The sequence below is a fragment of the Streptomyces sp. NPDC026538 genome, from assembly GCF_055567535.1.
In genome coordinates this window covers 15,272-31,610 of record NZ_JBVHQG010000017.1, presented here as the reverse complement: position 1 = coordinate 31,610, position 16,339 = coordinate 15,272, and the positions used below count along the sequence as shown (strand labels likewise).

The window sequence follows — 16,339 nt, the reverse complement described above, 5'->3', positions numbered from 1 at the left end:
CAGCGCCCCCACAGGGGCGCGGGAACTGCGCGATCAACCCTCACGGACCGGCCCCCGGAGAACCGGCCTCAGGACATCCGGCCCCACCGGCGGAGCCACCCGCGTCGTTTGGGTCGTTGTCAGACCAAGGACCTAGTCTGTGCACCGTGACTTCGCCTGCGACCACGGACAGCGTTCCGCCCCAGCTCAGCGCGGGGCCGCGCCCCGCGCCAGGGCCGGCCGCCGACGAGGGGCTGGCGCGGCGGCTGCGCGCGCTCGCCTGCACCGCGCCGCTGCACGACCTGGACACGCGCAAGGCGAACCTGGCGGGCGAGTACTCGGTGTACGGCATGGCCGAGGTCGCCCTCGCCGCCATCGACCTGGTCACCCTGAACATGGACTTCGACACCGGCGCCGACCACGAGCAGATCGTCGCCCGGCTGATCCCGCGCATCTCCGCGCAGACCCCGCGGCGTCCCGTCGCCGAGCACGAGCGCGTGGCCCGCTGGGTCCTGGAGAACCTGATCAACGTCGGCAGCGTCGACCGCGGCTTCCGCGCGGTGTACGGCACCTTCGCGCCCGACGGGTCGTATGTCCGCCGGGACTACGACTTCAAGCTGATCGAGGAGGTGCCGGGCCCCGGCGGCACGGTGTACCTCCGCACGACCGACGAGGCGGTCAACGTGCTGGTCGGCGCCCTCGACACGGACGTCACCAGCGCCCAGATCGCCGCCGAGGTCAAGCTGGAGGTGCTGATCAACCGCGGCCGCCTCGCCGACGCCCAGCTCGCCGCCGAGCAGGCCCGCTACCGGACCGTGCAGTACTCGGAGACCCTGCGCCGCGCCCTGGACGCCACCCGGCGCAATGTCCGCGCCGTGGACTGGCTCAACGCCGTCCCCGACATGATCGCCGAGGCCCTGGACCACGTCGCCGACCGCTACCGGCACGAGAACGCGATCCTCACCAACATCCGCAAGGCCCGCGACGAGACCGAGGACCCGGAGAACAAGCGGCGCGCCGCCGAACTCGTCGACATCGTCAAGGACTGCATCCGACGCCACACGCAGTTGCAGTCCCGTCTGCTGGAGGCCGGGCCGCTGTTCCGCGCGGAGCAGGACCGCCAGGCGTTCGCGACGCCGATGACGACGTCCGGAACCGACCTGTACGGGCACCTGCTCGCGCCGCTGCTGCCATTGCCGCTGGAGCAGGCGAGCCGGGTCACCGGGGCGTTCTTCGCACGCGGGACCGGCCTGCGGACACCGGTGTCGGTACGGGTGGGCGACCTTGTCGACATACTGCTGACGCCGCCCGTGGAGCGGGAGCACCTGGGGGCGGAGATGCCGGAGCCGGACCTGATCGCCACGCCTGACGACAGCCGGTTCAGCGAGGAGCAACTGGCGGACGCCATGCGGTTGCTGGACCTTCCGGCCGACGCGCCTCGGCGGTTGTCGGGGTTGCTGGCTGAGGCGCGCGAGCTGGACGCCGAGCTGCCCTACCTGGTCGCTCTGCTGGCGGTGCACGCCGCCAGTCCGGCTGTCGGTACGGCGTATCGGCAGGGTGAGGAGAAGCTGCTGTTCGCCGTGGACGACGGGACGGAGCTGGACGATCCCGAGTTCGGCGGCGCCGATCTGATCGTCGGGACCGCCCTGCTGGACGCGGTGGGGATGGCTGCGGATCGGACCGAGGCCGCGTGATGTCGTACGACAGGTGCAGTTTGTCCGCGGCCGGTCGCGCTCACGCGGCGGCAGCCGCACATTCGACACAGCCCGGCGCCCCTGACGGGGCGGTTGCGGCGACCCCTGTTTTCAAGCTCGAGGAGTTGTCGTCGTGAGCGAGTACGTCGAGGCCGAGGTGTCTGCCGGGTCGGCGCACGCTGCCGTCACCCCGGCCGACGCCGCGGACGCGGCTCGGCTCGTCGCCTTCGGGCTGCAGCCCAAGCTGCAGCCCGCGCGTGATCAGGAGTACACCGAGCTGCTGCGGCGCTACCGGGAGGACCCGCCGTTCGCGCGGCTCGCGGACGCGGTGGCAGCGGGGCTCGGGCTGGTGGTGCTGGAGGTGTCGCCCCGCGCCGGGATGGCCGTGACCGCCGCCGAGGACTCGGTGTTCGCCGTGCGCATGGGCGACTACGCGCGTCGTACGTCCGCGGACGGCAGCGACCGGTTCCTGCACGGGCTCGCGCATCTCGCCGTCGCCGCGCTGGCGTTCCCGCGCCCCGAGGACCTGGCCGACGACGGCTACATCGGGCGGATCACGGTCAACGGCGTCGACGCCTTCGTCCGGCAGGCCTGCCGCCGCCTGGAGGAGCGCGCCGACGAGCTGGGGGAGAACACCGACCCCGCCACCGACGCGCCAGGCCTGGAGGCCGCCTGGCGGATCTGGGCCAGACGCAGTGCGACCGGCGCCACCAAGGACGCCCGCCGGCTGGCCGGTTCCACCACCGGCATCATCGGCAAGGCGGTCGTCTTCCTCACCGACTCGGGGTTCCTCCAGCGCACCGGCGACGACCAGGGCGGCACCTACCGCACGACGGCCCGCTACCAGCTCCAGGTACGGGACATGGCCGGCAGCGCCGCCATGGCCGAACTGCTGGAACTCGGCGTCGTCCCGGTCACCGACGGCACGGCCAGCCTGCTGCCCGCCGACGACAGTGACGACCTGGTCGCCGACGCCGGGCTGCCGTTCCACTCCTGACCGTCCAGAACCACCGCACCTTTCCCCAGACTTACGAGAGTCCGCCATGTACGAGCTGTCCCGGATCCGCCTCTACTCCATCGGGCCCGCCGGTGCGCGCTACGCCGACACCGTGCTGGACCTGCGGGGCGTCGGCCGGCCCGTACCCGACCCGGCCCCCACCCAGGCGGAGTTCTTCGAGGAGGAGCCGGTCGGCCCGCCGCGCCGCCCGGCGCCCGCCGGCGTCCTCTTCCTGGAGAACGGCGGCGGCAAGTCGGTGCTGCTCAAGCTGATCTTCTCGGTGATGCTGCCGGGCCACCGCAACACCCTCGGCGGCGCCAGCTCGGGCGTGCTGCGCAAGTTCCTGCTCGCCGACGACTGCGGGCACGTCGCCCTGGAGTGGCAGCACACGCTCACCGGTGAGTGCGTGGTCGTGGGCAAGGTGAGCGAATGGCGAGGACGGCAGGTCTCCAACGACCCGCGGAAGTTCGCCGAGGCCTGGTACTCGTTCCGGCCCGGGCCCGGGCTCTCCCTGGACAATCTGCCGGTCGCCGAGTCCACCGCCGTACGGCCGCCCGTGGAGGGCGCCTCCGGGGCCCAGGGGCGGCGGCGCACCATGAAGGGCTTTAGGGACGCCATCACCGAGGCGGGCAAGGCGTACCCGCATCTGGAGGTGCACTGGGAGGAGATCCACGACCGCTGGATCGAGCACCTCGGCGACCTCGGCCTCGACCCCGAACTCTTCCGCTACCAGCGGGAGATGAACGCCGACGAGGGCGAGGCCGCCGGCCTCTTCGCGGTCAAGAAGGACTCCGACTTCACCGACCTGCTGCTGCGGGCCGTGACCGACACCCGGGACACCGACGGGCTCGCCGACCTGGTCGGCGGCTTCGGCAACAAGCTGGGCCGGCGCGCCGAGCTGATCGCCGAACGGGACTTCACCGCCGGGTCGGTGGATCTGCTGGGGCGGATCGTCGAAGCGGCCGAGGCGCGGGCACGCGCGCGTGACATCCACGCCGGCGCCGAGCGCCGTACCCGCACGCTCGCGCGCCGGTTGTCCGTGCGGGGCGCGCAGGAGCGGATGCGCGCCGCGGACCTTGCCCAGGGCGTCACGGCCGCGGCGTACGCCGTCACGCACTCCGAGGGCGCCCGCGAGCGCAGCGCGCTGATCGCCGCCGAACTCGCCTACCGGCACGCCTCGCTGGCACTGGCCGCCGGGGAGAAGTCCGCCGCCGCGCAGAAGCGCGAGCTGGCCGAGGCCCGCACCCTGCACTCGGCCTGGCAGGCCGCCGAGGCCGTGCTGCGCCACCGCGCCGCCGTCGACCGCGTCGCGCGCGTGTCCGCCGCCATCCAGGAGGCCGAGCGGGACGCGGCCCCCGCACTGGCCGCCCGCGCCAAGGCGGCCGTCGAACTCGTCCGGGCCCTGCACGCGGCCGCCGGGAGCGCGGAGCAGCTCGCCAACGAGGAGGAGGAGCGGTCCGCCGCCCTTCAGGAGGTCAGCGACTGCGCCTACCGCGACTCGACCTCCGCCGCCACCGAGGCGCAGCGCGCCCGCAGCGAGGTCGGGCATCTGCGCCAGCGCCTCGGCGAGGTCGAGCAGGAGACCGCCGAGGCCGTCCGCGCGGGCTGGCTCGACGACAGCGCCCCGGACGCCGACCCGGCCCGCGCCGCCCTCGCGGCCAGCGACGCCGAGAAGACCGCCGTGGCCGCCTGGGACACCGCGCGCGAGGCCTCCCGCAAGGCATCCGAGCACGCACGAGAGGCGGCCTCCGCCGAGTCCCGCGCCGAACTCACGGCCGCCCGCGCGGCAGACGCCGCGACCGCCGCCGAGCGGACCTACGACGCCGAGAAACGCCTGGCGGAGGCCCTGGCGGCGGAGGAACGGCTCACCGAGCTGCTGGGCCTCACCGGTTCCCGTACGACCATTCCCCGGCCCCGGGGCGACGGCGCCGACGATGCCCTCGGCGCCGAGGAACTCGACCGGTTCGCCGACGAGTTGCGCGAGCTGCTCGACGACGCCGTCAGCTCCGCCGAACGGCACCTTTTCGAACTGCGCACCGCGGCCGCCGACGACTCCCGGATCCTCGGCGCCCTCGGTGACGGGGGGCTGCTGCCGCCCGGCCCCGACGTGCTGGCCACCGTCGAGTACCTCGGCGAGCACGGCATCCCGGCGCTGCCCGGCTGGCGCTATCTCGCCCAGGCCGTCGACCCGACGGACCACGCGCGCGTGCTCGCCGCCCGCCCCGAACTCGTCGACGGCGTCATCATCACCGACCCGGACACCCACGCGCGGGCCCGCGAGGCGCTCGGCGAGGCCGCCCTGCTGCCGCGCTCCGCCGTCGCCGTCGGTACAGCCGCCGCCCTGCTCGCGCCGGCCCCGGCCGCCGACGCCACCCCGGGCGACGTGTTCCTCGTACCGCCGAACCCGGCCATGCACGACGAACACGCCGCCGACGAGGAGCGGCAGGCGCTGCGCGCCCGGGCCACCGAGCGGGACGAGGAGATCCGCGGCCTCGCCGCCCGGCTCGGCAAGGACCGCGAGCTGGCCGCGCGGCTCGCCTCCTGGCGCACCGGCTGCCCGGCCGGGCGGCTCGGGGAACTGGCCCGGGCCGCGCGAGAGGCCCGCGCGTTCGCCGAGGAGTCCGAGGCCGAACTGGCCGAGGCGCGGACCGTGCGGGCCGAGACCGAGGAGGCGGCCGTCGAGACCGCCCAGGTGCGCGACGAACGGCAGGAGGCCGCGCAGAAGGCCCGGCGCGCCGCCGACGCCCTCGCCGGCCTCGCGTTCCGGCTGCGCGAACGGGCAGGCTGGCAGGTCAAGCTGCGGGAACTCGCCGACGAGGCCACCGAGTCGGAGGCCCGCGCCCAGTCCTGCCTGGAGCGCGCCCGCGTCGCCGACGAGGACCGGCGCGGCGCTCAGCGCGCCGCCGACGACGCCCGCCGCACCGCCCGCGCGCTGCGCGCGGAGCGGGCCGAGATCGCCGGTGCCCCCGACGACGTACCGGAAGCCGACGAGGACGCGCCCAAGTCCTCGCTGCCCGCCCTCCGGGAGGCCTACCGGGCCGCCTCACAGGTGTACGAGAAGGTCGGCGTCGGCGCCGACCTCCGTGCCGAGCAGGCCCGTTCGGAGAGCGACGAGAGCGCCGCGCTCACGGAGCTGGAACGGCTGACCAACAAGGTCCGCACCCGCGCGGAGCAGCTGCTGCAGTCGCCCGACGGCTCCGACGGGCCGTCCCGGCAGGCCGCCGCCGCCCGCGCGGAGGAGCTGGTGCAGCTCCTGGAGACCCGGATGTCCACCGCGAGCGAGCAGCTCGGACGGCTGCGCGGCGAGGCGGAACGGCACGCCCCCGAGGACGGTGAGGCGCACACCGAGCTGCCCGAGGAGCTCCAGCCGCGCGACGCCGAGCACGCACAGGCCCTGCTGCGTACCGCGACCGCCGAACTCGCCACCCGCACCGAGGCCCTGACCCAGGCCCGCGAGGCACACGCCGAACTGCTGGACGCCCACCGTGCGGCCGAGGACGCGGCCGGCGGCATCGACGAGATCGCCGCCATGCTCCGCGACCTGCTGCGCGAACACCCCACCGACGAGGAGCAGGAGGAGCCCGAGCCCTACCCCGGCACCCTGGAGGAGGCCCGGCAGTCCGCCGCCGAGGCCCGCCGGTCGCTGCGCGGCTGCGCCGGCGATCTCTCCGCCGCCGAATCCGCCGTGCGCGAGGCGAGCGATGTGCTCGTACGGCACGCCAACTCCACGCGGTACGAAGCGGTCCGGACGCCCGCACGGCAGCAGATCCGTGAACTGCCCGCCTCCGCGCTGCCCGAGCACGCCCAGAAGTGGGCGGACGCCTTCGCACCCCGACTGCGGGTGCTGACCGACGAGTTGGCCCAGCTGGAGCGCAACCGCGATTCCATCGTGGACCGGCTGCGCGGGCTCGTCGAGTCGGCCCTCGCGACCCTCCGGTCCGCCCAGCGGCTGTCCCGGCTGCCCGAGGGACTCGGCGAGTGGTCCGGGCAGGAGTTCCTCCGGATCCGCTTCGAGGAGCCCGACCAGGCCACGCTCACCGAGCGGCTCGGCGAGGTCGTCGACGAGGCGACCCGCGCCGCCGTGAAGAAGAACTCCGACCTGCGGCGGGACGGAATGTCCCTGCTGCTGAGGGGGGTCGGGGCGGCCCTGCAGCCGAAGGGGGTCGCCGTCGAGATCCTCAAGCCGGACGCCGTGCTGCGCGCCGAGCGGGTGCCGGTGGGGCAGATGGGGGACGTGTTCTCCGGTGGGCAGCTGCTCACCGCGGCCATCGCCCTGTACTGCACCATGGCCGCGCTCAGGTCCAACGACCGCGGGCGCGACAAGCACCGGCACGCCGGCACGCTGTTCCTCGACAACCCCATCGGGCGGGCCAACGCGACCTATCTGCTGGAGCTGCAGCGGGCCGTCTCGGACGCGTTGGGCGTGCAGCTGCTCTATACGACCGGACTGTTCGACACCACCGCGCTGGCCGAGTTCCCGCTGGTCATCCGGTTGCGGAACGACGCCGACCTCAGGGCCGGGCTGAAGTACATCAGCGTGGAGGAGCACCTGCGCCCCGGGTTGCCGCAGCAGCCGCAGGCGGGAGAGGCCGGGCACAGCGAGATCACGGCGACCCGCATGTTCAAGAGGCCGTCCGCCTGAAGCGTTCAGGAGACCGTCAACCTGAAGCCCCGTCCTTTGACGGCGGTGCCGGTCTCAGGGGTGGGACAGCTGCCCGGCTTTGCCGCCGCGCCGCCGTGTCCGCTCCTGTTCGCGCTCGGCGGCCCGCTGGCGCCGCCGGGCCGCCCGTCGCTCGCGGCGGAGCGAGCGTGCCGTGCTGCTCGGCTCCGAGACCACGCCGTAGCGCTGGTTCCACACCTGACGGGTCACCAGGACGTCCACCGCGCCCCAGGTGGCCACCACCGTGCTCGCCACGCTGCTGATCACCATCGGGAACGCCAGCCAGGACTCCGCCATCGTGCAGAAGAACGCCACCATGGCCTGGATCAGCGTGACGGCGATGATGATCAGGGCCCGCACCGCCGACGTACGCACCGGATCCGGCATCCGATACCGCTTGGCCGGCTCCTCGACCCACAACGGCCGGTACTGTGCCTGCTGTTGCGTGCGCGACCACGCCGCGGAGCGCTCCTCGACGCCGCCGCGTGGCGAAAGGCCACCGTCCGGCGCCTCGGGCACCGGACGCACCGCCGAGCGTGCCGCCGTGCCGTCCTCGGGCGCCAAGCGCCGCTGAGCCGTCCCCATCAAGGTGTCACTCCCCACCGCCGACAGACCCCCTCGCGCCGGTGTCCGACGACCCCGACTCCCCTGTGGCTGCCCGGCTTGCGCTGTTTTACGCTGCCCGGATGCGAGATACAGCTCCTGTGGCCGATTTCGCACCCATCGCCCATCAACGAGGACGAACGAACTCGCCCGATGATTCCCAACCAGTGAAAATTTCCGGCCAACTGATCCTTCGTGTCGTTCCCGCCCTGACACGCGCGAAGTCGGCGCGATCGCGGTGGCAATCTCCCGCAATGCCCGGACATCTCTCCCTGTCCGTTCCCCATGTCCCGGCGCCGAGGCGGAAGTTCGTCGTCCGGACGCGTCTTCGAGTTATCCATGCGGCGGTAGTAGGCTCGCGCCGTTTGTTGACGTACATGTGTACCCCCGGCCGGCGGGGGTCGAGCTGGGGGAGGCCATGCGCTTTCGCGGGAAGTCGATCCGCCGGAAGATCGTGGCGCTGCTTCTCGTGCCGCTGGTGTCCCTGACGGCCGTCTGGGGCTTCGCGGCCGTGCTCACGGGGCGCGAGGTCACCCAGCTGTTCCAGGTGTCGAGCATCGTCGAGGACATCGGCTACCCCACCGAGGACACCGCCCGGGTCCTCCAGCAGGAACGCCGGCAGACCCTCGTCTATCTCGCCGACCCGCGCGCCGCCGACGCGCTCGCCGCCCTGCACCGCACCCGCGCCGCCACCGACAGCGCCGTCGCCGATCTGCGGAAGAACGCCGGGAAGCAGAGCGCCCGCGACGGTATGAGCGCCGACGACGCCGAACGCCTCACCGCCGTGCTCGACGCGTTCGAGGGCATCGACGCCCTGCGGCACAGCGTCGAACAGGGCACCGTCAGCCGCGCCCAGGCCCTCGACCTCTACAACCGTGTGGTCGACCCCTGTTACACGCTGCTCGCCTCCCTCGGCGGGATCGACGACGTCGAGATGGACAAGCAGGCCCGCGCGCTCGTCAACATCACCCGTGCCCGCGAACTCCTCTCCCGCGAGGACGCCCTGCTCGGCTCCGCCCTCGTGGTCGGGAAGATCTCCCGCGCCGAGACCCGGGAGATCTCCGACCTCGTCGCCCAGCGCACCCTCCTGTACGACATCAGCCTGCCGCTGCTGCCGTCGTCGGAACGCGACCGCTTCGACCGCTTCTGGAAGAACGCCACGACCGCCCCGCTGCGGACCGCGGAACAGTCCGTGATCGACGCCGGATCCGGTGTGCCGAACGACGTCGGCGCCAGGAGCTGGGACACCGCCGCCGGCAATGTGCTCGACGAACTGCGCACCCTCGACGACCAGGTCGGTGACCGCTACCAGGACCGCATCCGGCCGGTCGCCGTCAGCGTGATCGTCCAGGCGGCCGTCGTCGGTGTCCTCGGCCTGGTCGCCGTGCTCTTCTCGCTGGTCGTGTCGGTCCGGGTCGGCCGAAGCCTCGTCCGCGACCTGCGGCTGCTGCGCCAGGAGGCGCACGAGGCCTCCGGGGTCCGGCTGCCCAGCGTGATGCGCCGGCTGTCCGCGGGCGAACAGGTCGACGTGGAGACCGAGGTCCCGCGCCTGGAGTACGACAAGAACGAGATCGGCGACGTGGGCCAGGCCCTCAACACCCTGCAGCGCGCCGCCGTGGAAGCCGCAGTCAAACAGGCCGAACTGCGCTCCGGCGTCTCCGAGGTCTTCGTCAACCTCGCCCGCCGCAGCCAGGTACTGCTGCACAAGCAGCTCACCCTGCTCGACACCATGGAGCGCAGGACCGAGGACACCGACGAACTCGCCGACCTCTTCCGCCTCGACCACCTCACCACCCGCATGCGCCGGCACGCCGAGGGCCTGGTGATCCTCTCCGGCGCCGCCCCCTCGCGGCAGTGGCGCCGCCCCGTCCAGCTGATGGACGTGGTGCGTGCCGCCGTGGCCGAGGTCGAGGACTACGAGCGCATCGAGGTCCGCCGGCTGCCCCGGGTCGCCGTCACCGGCCCCGCCGTCGCCGACCTCACCCACCTCGTGGCCGAACTCCTCGAGAACTCCACGGTGTTCTCGCCGCCGCACACCGCCGTCCAGGTCCTCGGCGAGCGGGTCGCCAACGGCTTCACCCTGGAGATCCACGACCGAGGTCTCGGCATGGCGGCCGAGGCGCTCCTCGACGCCAACCTGCGGCTCGCCGAGACCCCCGAGTTCGAGCTCTCCGACACCGACCGGCTCGGCCTGTTCGTGGTCAGCCGCCTCGCCCAGCGTCAGAACGTCCGCGTCTCCCTCCAGCCGTCCCCCTACGGAGGCACCACCGCCGTCGTCTTCATCCCCGACGTACTGCTGACCGACGACATCCCCGACACCAACGGGGTCGGCTTCCGCCTCGACCGCCCCCGGACCGCCTCGGAGACCGGATCCGAGGAGAGCCACGCCACCACCCTCACCCAGGTGTCGGGGCAGCGCCCCGGGCTGCCGACCGCGCTCCTGGGCGGACCGGTCGAGCTGGAGGCCCCCGTCGACCTGGACGCGCTGGACGACTTCCCGGGCGCCCTCAACGAGGAGGACAGTGAGCGCGGCGGTCTGTTCCGCCCCCGCCGCTCCCTCGCCCGCGCCGACGACGACACCGCGCCCGTCGTCAGCGAGCTGCATCAGCCCGCCCCGGACACCGCGGACGGCTTCCGCGACGAGCGGCCCGGCGGCCCGGTGCCGCTGCCCCGACGGAGTACGCCCAAGCTGGTCAGCTCGCACGGCAGGCCCGTCACCGAGCAGCGCTCCCGCCGCGCCGGACCGGATGACCGGGACCCGGCGGACGCGGGCCGGCCCGAACCGGGCGGACTCGCCCCGCTGCCCTCCCGCCGCCGCACCGAGCCGCCTGCGCAGCGCACCGGCGGCCCGGCCGACCGCGACGAGCCACGCACGGCGCCCGAGGCGGCCGGCCCGGCGGAACCCTCCGGGCCCCCCGCGCTGCCCAGGCGAACCCGCCGCTCCGCGATCACCTCCGGCAGCGGCACCGACGACTCCGTCCCGCCCCTTGGCAGCACACCCCCGGAGGCCGCACCCGGCACCCGGCCGCTGCCCCGGCGGGTACGGCAGGCCAACCTGGCCCCACAGCTGCGACAGGAACCCGCCCGACCCGCCGGGCACGAGCCGGAACCCGTCGAGCGTGACGCCGACGAGGTCCGCAGCCGCATGGCCTCGCTCCAGCGCGGCTGGCAGCGCGGCCGGGCGGAGAACACCGCGGGCGACGGGTCCGAGCACGGCACAGCACAAGGAACGACTAAGGGGGACGGTCGATGACCGATCCGAAGGCGACCGGCCACACGGCGACGAACAAGGGCGAGCTGAACTGGCTCCTGGACGACCTGGTCGACCGGGTCGCCAGCATCCGTAAGGCCGTCGTGCTCTCCGGCGACGGCCTGGCCACCGGTGTCTCCAAGGACCTCACCAGAGAGGACGGCGAGCACCTGGCGGCGGTGGCCTCCGGCTTCCACAGCCTCGCCAAGGGCGTGGGCCGCCACTTCGAGGCGGGCAGTGTCCGGCAGACCGTCGTCGAGCTCGACGACGCCTTCCTGTTCGTCACGGCGGCCGGCGACGGCAGCTGCCTGGCCGTCCTCTCCGACGCCGACTCCGACGTCGGCCAGGTCGCTTACGAGATGACACTCCTGGTCAAGCGGGTCGGTGCACATCTGGTGGCCGTTCCGCGCACCGATCTGCCCTCGGGCGGGTAGTGGGATGACATGAGCGGAGACGGTCAGGGAAGAAGTCGCTGGTTCGACGACGAGGCCGGACCGGTCGTCCGTCCGTACGCCATGACGCGGGGCCGCACCACCAGTGCGGCCCAGCACCGCCTCGATCTGATCGCGGTGGTCGTCACGGAGGCCCACGCGGACGACCCGGAGGACGACCGGATGCTGTCCCCGGAGCACGTGGACATCGTCGAGCTGTGCCGTGACACCCCGCAGTCGGTCGCCGAGCTGGCCTCCGGACTCGATCTGCCCGTCGGAGTGGTCCGGGTCCTCGTCGGTGACCTCGTCGACGGTGAACTCGTCCATGTCAACCGCCCGGTCCCACCGGCCGAGCTGGTGGACGAGAGTATTCTGCGCGACGTGATCAACGGCCTCCGGGCGCTGTGACCGGCGCGGATGCGGAGTAGTGACGTGACAGGCTGGCAGTTCTGGGTCGACCGGGGCGGTACGTTCACCGACGTCGTCGCGCGGCGCCCGGACGGCCGGCTGCTCACCCACAAACTGCTCTCCGACAACCCCGCGCGGTACGCCGACGCCGCGGTGGCAGGCGTGCGCGAGCTGCTCGAAGGCTCCGGCGACCAGGTCGACGCCGTCCGTATGGGCACCACGGTCGCCACCAACGCGCTGCTGGAACGCAAGGGCGAGCGCACCCTGCTCGTCATCACGCGCGGCTTCCGCGACGCCCTGCGCATCGCCTACCAGAACCGCCCGCTCATCTTCGCCCGCCGCATCGACCTGCCCGAGCTGCTGTACGAACGGGTCGTCGAGGCCGACGAGCGCATCGCGGCCGACGGCACCGTCCTGCGCACACCCGACCTGGACGCCCTGGCGGGCCCGCTCCAGGAGGCGTACGACGAGGGGATCCGCGCCGTCGCCGTCGTCTGCATGCACAGCCATCTCCACCCGGCCCACGAGCAGGCGATCGGCGAGCTGGCCGCCCGTACCGGCTTCCCGCAGATCTCGCTGTCCAGCGAGGTCAGCCCGCTGATGAAGCTCGTCCCGCGCGGCGACACCGCCGTCGTCGACGCCTACCTGTCGCCCGTACTGCGCCGTTACGTCCGCCGGGTCGCCGACGACCTCGAAGGCGTCCGGCTGATGTTCATGCAGTCCAACGGCGGCCTCGCCGAGGCCGGGCAGTTCCGCGGCAAGGACGCCATCCTGTCCGGGCCGGCCGGAGGGATCGTCGGCATGGCCCGGATGTCGCAGCTCGCCGGCTTCGACCGGGTCATCGGCTTCGACATGGGGGGAACCTCCACCGACGTCTCGCACTTCGCGGGCGAGTACGAGCGGGTCTTCACCACCCAGATCGCGGGCGTGCGGCTGCGCGCCCCCATGCTGGACATCCACACCGTCGCCGCGGGCGGCGGCTCGGTGCTGCACTTCGACGGCTCCCGCTACCGCGTCGGCCCCGACTCGGCCGGCGCCGACCCCGGTCCGGCCTGCTACCGGGGCGGCGGCCCGCTCACGGTGACCGACGCCAACGTCATGCTCGGCCGGATCCAGCCCGCCCACTTCCCCCTCGTGTTCGGACCCGACGGCGACCAGCCCCTCGACGCCGGCCTCGTCCGCGACCGCTTCACCGGCCTCGCGCGCGAGATCCGCGAACAGACCGGCGACGACCGGACCCCGGAACAGGTCGCCGAGGGCTACCTGAGCATCGCCGTGGCCAACATCGCCAACGCCGTGAAGCGGATCTCCGTCCAGAAGGGCCACGACGTCACCCGCTACGCCCTCACCACCTTCGGCGGGGCCGGCGGCCAGCACGCGTGCATGGTCGCCGACTCGCTCGGCATCCGCACCGTCCTGGTGCCGCCCATGGCGGGTCTTCTGTCCGCGCTCGGCATCGGCCTCGCCGACACCACCGCCATGCGCGAACAGTCCGTCGAGGCTCCCCTCGAGCCCGCCGCCATGTCCGGCGTCCTCAAGACCGCCGACGACCTGGAGGCCACGGCCCGCTCCGAACTCCTCGCCGAGGACGTCCCGGAGGACCGCATCGAAGTCACCCGCCGCGCCCAGCTCCGCTACGACGGCACCGACACCACCCTCACCGTCGAGCTCACCGAGCCCGACACGATGAAACACGCCTTCGAAGAACGTCATCGCGCCACGTACTCCTTCACGCTCGACCGCCCGGTCGTCATCGAAGCCCTCTCCGTGGAAGCCACCGGCATCACCCGCCCCCCCGATCTCTCCGTCCTCGCCCCGTACGAAGGCCGTCCCGCCGCCCCGGAAACCGTCCGCCTCCACACCGGCGGCGCCTGGCGCGACGTACCCCTCCACCGCCGTGAGGCCCTTCCCCCCGGCGAATCCGTCACCGGCCCGGCGATCATCACCGAAGCCGGCGCCACGACCGTCGTCGACGACGGCTGGCGGGCCGCGGCGGCCGACGACGGGCATCTGGTCATGGAACGCGCGGCGGTCACGCAGAGTTCCGATCTCGACACAGAAGCGGATCCGGTGCTGCTCGAGGTCTTCAACAACCTGTTCATGTCGATCGCCGAACAGATGGGCGCCCGGCTGGAGTCGACGGCCCAGTCCGTCAACATCAAGGAGCGCCTGGACTTCTCCTGCGCCCTGTTCGACCCGGACGGGAACCTGGTGGCCAACGCCCCGCACATCCCGGTCCACCTGGGCTCCATGGGGACCAGCGTGAAAGAGGTCATCAGCCGCCGAGGCGCCTCGATGCGTCCCGGCGACACCTACGCCGTCAACGACCCGTACCACGGCGGAACGCATCTCCCCGACGTCACCGTGATCACCCCGGTCTTCGGCACCGAGGGCCTCGGCGTCGGCGCTAACTCCGGCACGGCGGACACGGAGGGTGACCCCGGCAGTGCCCCGGAGATCCTCTTCTACGTGGCCTCCCGCGGCCACCACGCCGAGATCGGCGGCATCGCCCCCGGCTCGATGCCCGCCGACAGCCGCACCATCGACGAAGAGGGCGTCCTCTTCGACAACTGGCTGCTCGCCGAGAACGGCAGGTTCCGCGAGGCCGAGACCCGCCGGCTGCTCGCCGAGGCCCGCTACCCCTCCCGCAACATCCGCACCAACCTCGCCGACCTGCGCGCCCAGATCGCCGCCAACCGCAAGGGCGTCGACGAAGTCGGCCGCATGATCGAGGAGTTCGGCCTCGACGTCGTCCAGGCCTATATGCGGCACGTCCAGGACAACGCGGAGGAAGCGGTCCGCCGCGTCATCGACGCCCTGGACGACGGCGCGTACGCCTACGAGACCGACTCCGGCGCCGTGATCCGGGTACGCGTGCGCGTGGACCGCGACAACCGGCGCGCGACTGTCGACTTCACCGGCACCTCGGCGCAGCTGGACACCAACTTCAACGCCCCGTTCGCCGTCGTCAACGCGGCCGTGCTGTACGTCTTCCGTACCCTGGTCGCCGACGACATCCCGCTCAACGACGGCTGCCTGCGCCCACTGGACATCGTCGTACCGCCCGGATCGATGCTCGCCCCGGAGCCGCCGGCCGCCGTGGTCGCGGGCAACGTCGAGACCTCCCAGGCCATCACCGGCGCCCTCTACGCGGCGCTCGGCGTCCAGGCCGAGGGCTCCGGCACGATGAACAACGTCACCTTCGGCAACGAGCGCCACCAGTACTACGAGACCGTCGCCTCCGGATCCGGGGCCGGCGACGGCTTCCCCGGCGCGAGCGTCGTACAGACCCACATGACCAACTCCCGGCTCACCGACCCGGAAGTCCTGGAGTGGCGACTGCCGGTCCGCCTCGACGAGTTCGCCGTACGGCGGGGTAGCGGCGGCGCGGGCCGCTGGCAAGGCGGGGACGGCGCGGTGCGCCGCATCCGCTTCCTCGAGCCCATGACCGTCTCCACCCTGTCCCAGCACCGGCGCGTCCCGCCGTACGGCATGGCGGGCGGCGCGCCCGGCGCGCTCGGCGCCAACCGGGTGGAGCGGGCCGACGGCACGGTCACCGAGCTCGGCGGCAGTGACAGCGCGGACGTCGGCGCGGACGACGTACTGGTCATCGAAACCCCGGGTGGCGGCGGATACGGAAGCCCGTCACCCGACCCCATCAAGCGACCCTCATCAAGCAGGAGAAGAGATCGATGATCTTCGGGCGATCTGAGCGCGGCAAGCCCCCGGTCGAGCCCGTCACGCTCAAGATCCTCGTGGCCGGCGGCTTCGGCGTGGGCAAGACGACCCTGGTCGGCGCGGTGAGCGAGATCAGGCCGCTGCGCACCGAGGAGGTGCTCACCGAGGCCGGGCGGCCGGTGGACGACACCAACGGCGTCGAGGGCAAGCACACCACCACCGTCGCCATGGACTTCGGCCGCATCACCCTGCGCGAGGACCTGGTGCTGTACCTGTTCGGCACGCCCGGGCAGGAGCGGTTCTGGTTCATGTGGGACGAGCTGTCCGAGGGCGCGCTGGGCGCTGTCGTGCTCGCCGACACGCGCCGTCTGGAGGACTGCTTCGCCGCCGTCGACTACTTCGAGCGGCGCTCCATACCGTTCCTGGTCGGCGTCAACTGTTTCGAGGGCGCGGACCGCTACCCGGCCGAGGACATCCGCAAGGCCCTCGACCTCGACGCGGACGTGCCGGTCCTGCTGTGCGACGCCCGGGACCGCGAGTCGGTCAAGCAGGTGCTCATCGGCGTGGTCCAGCACGCGATGGCGTACGCGGCGGCCCAACGCCAGACCGTCACCACCTGAGGCGCCGGCACGGCCCGTA

The 16,339-nt window shown here is 72.9% G+C and carries 8 protein-coding genes and 1 pseudogene; 8 read left to right on the top strand and 1 reads right to left on the bottom strand.

Features of this window, described 5'->3' with window-relative positions:
• The first annotated feature begins 146 nt into the window (after positions 1–146).
• From ACZ4N4_RS43035 to ACZ4N4_RS43025, 3 genes are all read left to right on the top strand, one after another.
• Positions 147–1,673 (top strand): hypothetical protein, encoded by a 1,527-nt coding sequence (locus ACZ4N4_RS43035; RefSeq protein WP_453576588.1) that lies wholly within the window; start codon positions 147–149, stop codon positions 1,671–1,673.
• Positions 1,674–1,806: 133 nt separating this feature from the next.
• On the top strand, positions 1,807–2,670 hold the full coding sequence (locus ACZ4N4_RS43030; protein WP_351735479.1) for a hypothetical protein: 864 nt from the start codon (positions 1,807–1,809) through the stop codon (positions 2,668–2,670).
• A 46-nt stretch (positions 2,671–2,716) separates the two neighbouring features.
• Complete coding sequence (locus tag ACZ4N4_RS43025; protein ID WP_467599525.1) at positions 2,717–7,312, top strand: coiled-coil domain-containing protein; 4,596 nt, start codon at positions 2,717–2,719, stop codon at positions 7,310–7,312.
• Between the two features lie 54 nt (positions 7,313–7,366).
• Here ACZ4N4_RS43025 and ACZ4N4_RS43020 read toward each other — a convergent pair whose 3' ends face one another.
• Positions 7,367–7,915 carry a hypothetical protein gene (locus ACZ4N4_RS43020; RefSeq protein WP_467599522.1) on the bottom strand — a complete coding sequence of 183 codons (549 nt, stop codon included), beginning with the start codon at positions 7,913–7,915 and terminating at the stop codon, positions 7,367–7,369.
• 436 nt (positions 7,916–8,351) lie between these two features.
• Here ACZ4N4_RS43020 and ACZ4N4_RS43015 point away from each other — a divergent pair, with 436 nt between their 5' ends.
• From ACZ4N4_RS43015 to ACZ4N4_RS42995, 5 genes and pseudogenes are all read left to right on the top strand, one after another.
• Positions 8,352–11,186 carry a sensor histidine kinase gene (locus tag ACZ4N4_RS43015; RefSeq protein WP_467599519.1) on the top strand — a complete coding sequence of 945 codons (2,835 nt, stop codon included), beginning with the start codon at positions 8,352–8,354 and terminating at the stop codon, positions 11,184–11,186.
• On the top strand, positions 11,183–11,617 hold the full coding sequence (locus tag ACZ4N4_RS43010; RefSeq protein ID WP_453576601.1) for a roadblock/LC7 domain-containing protein: 435 nt from the start codon (positions 11,183–11,185) through the stop codon (positions 11,615–11,617). The genes ACZ4N4_RS43015 and ACZ4N4_RS43010 overlap by 4 nt, the downstream gene beginning before the upstream one ends.
• Positions 11,618–11,626: 9 nt before the next feature.
• Positions 11,627–12,022 (top strand): DUF742 domain-containing protein, encoded by a 396-nt coding sequence (locus ACZ4N4_RS43005; protein WP_450759250.1) that lies wholly within the window; start codon positions 11,627–11,629, stop codon positions 12,020–12,022.
• A gap of 24 nt (positions 12,023–12,046) precedes the next feature.
• Positions 12,047–15,734 (top strand): annotated as a pseudogene (locus ACZ4N4_RS43000) (hydantoinase B/oxoprolinase family protein).
• Complete coding sequence (locus ACZ4N4_RS42995) at positions 15,715–16,320, top strand: GTP-binding protein (protein WP_467599516.1); 606 nt, start codon at positions 15,715–15,717, stop codon at positions 16,318–16,320. The pseudogene ACZ4N4_RS43000 and the gene ACZ4N4_RS42995 overlap by 20 nt, the downstream one beginning before the upstream one ends.
• Positions 16,321–16,339 lie beyond the last annotated feature (19 nt).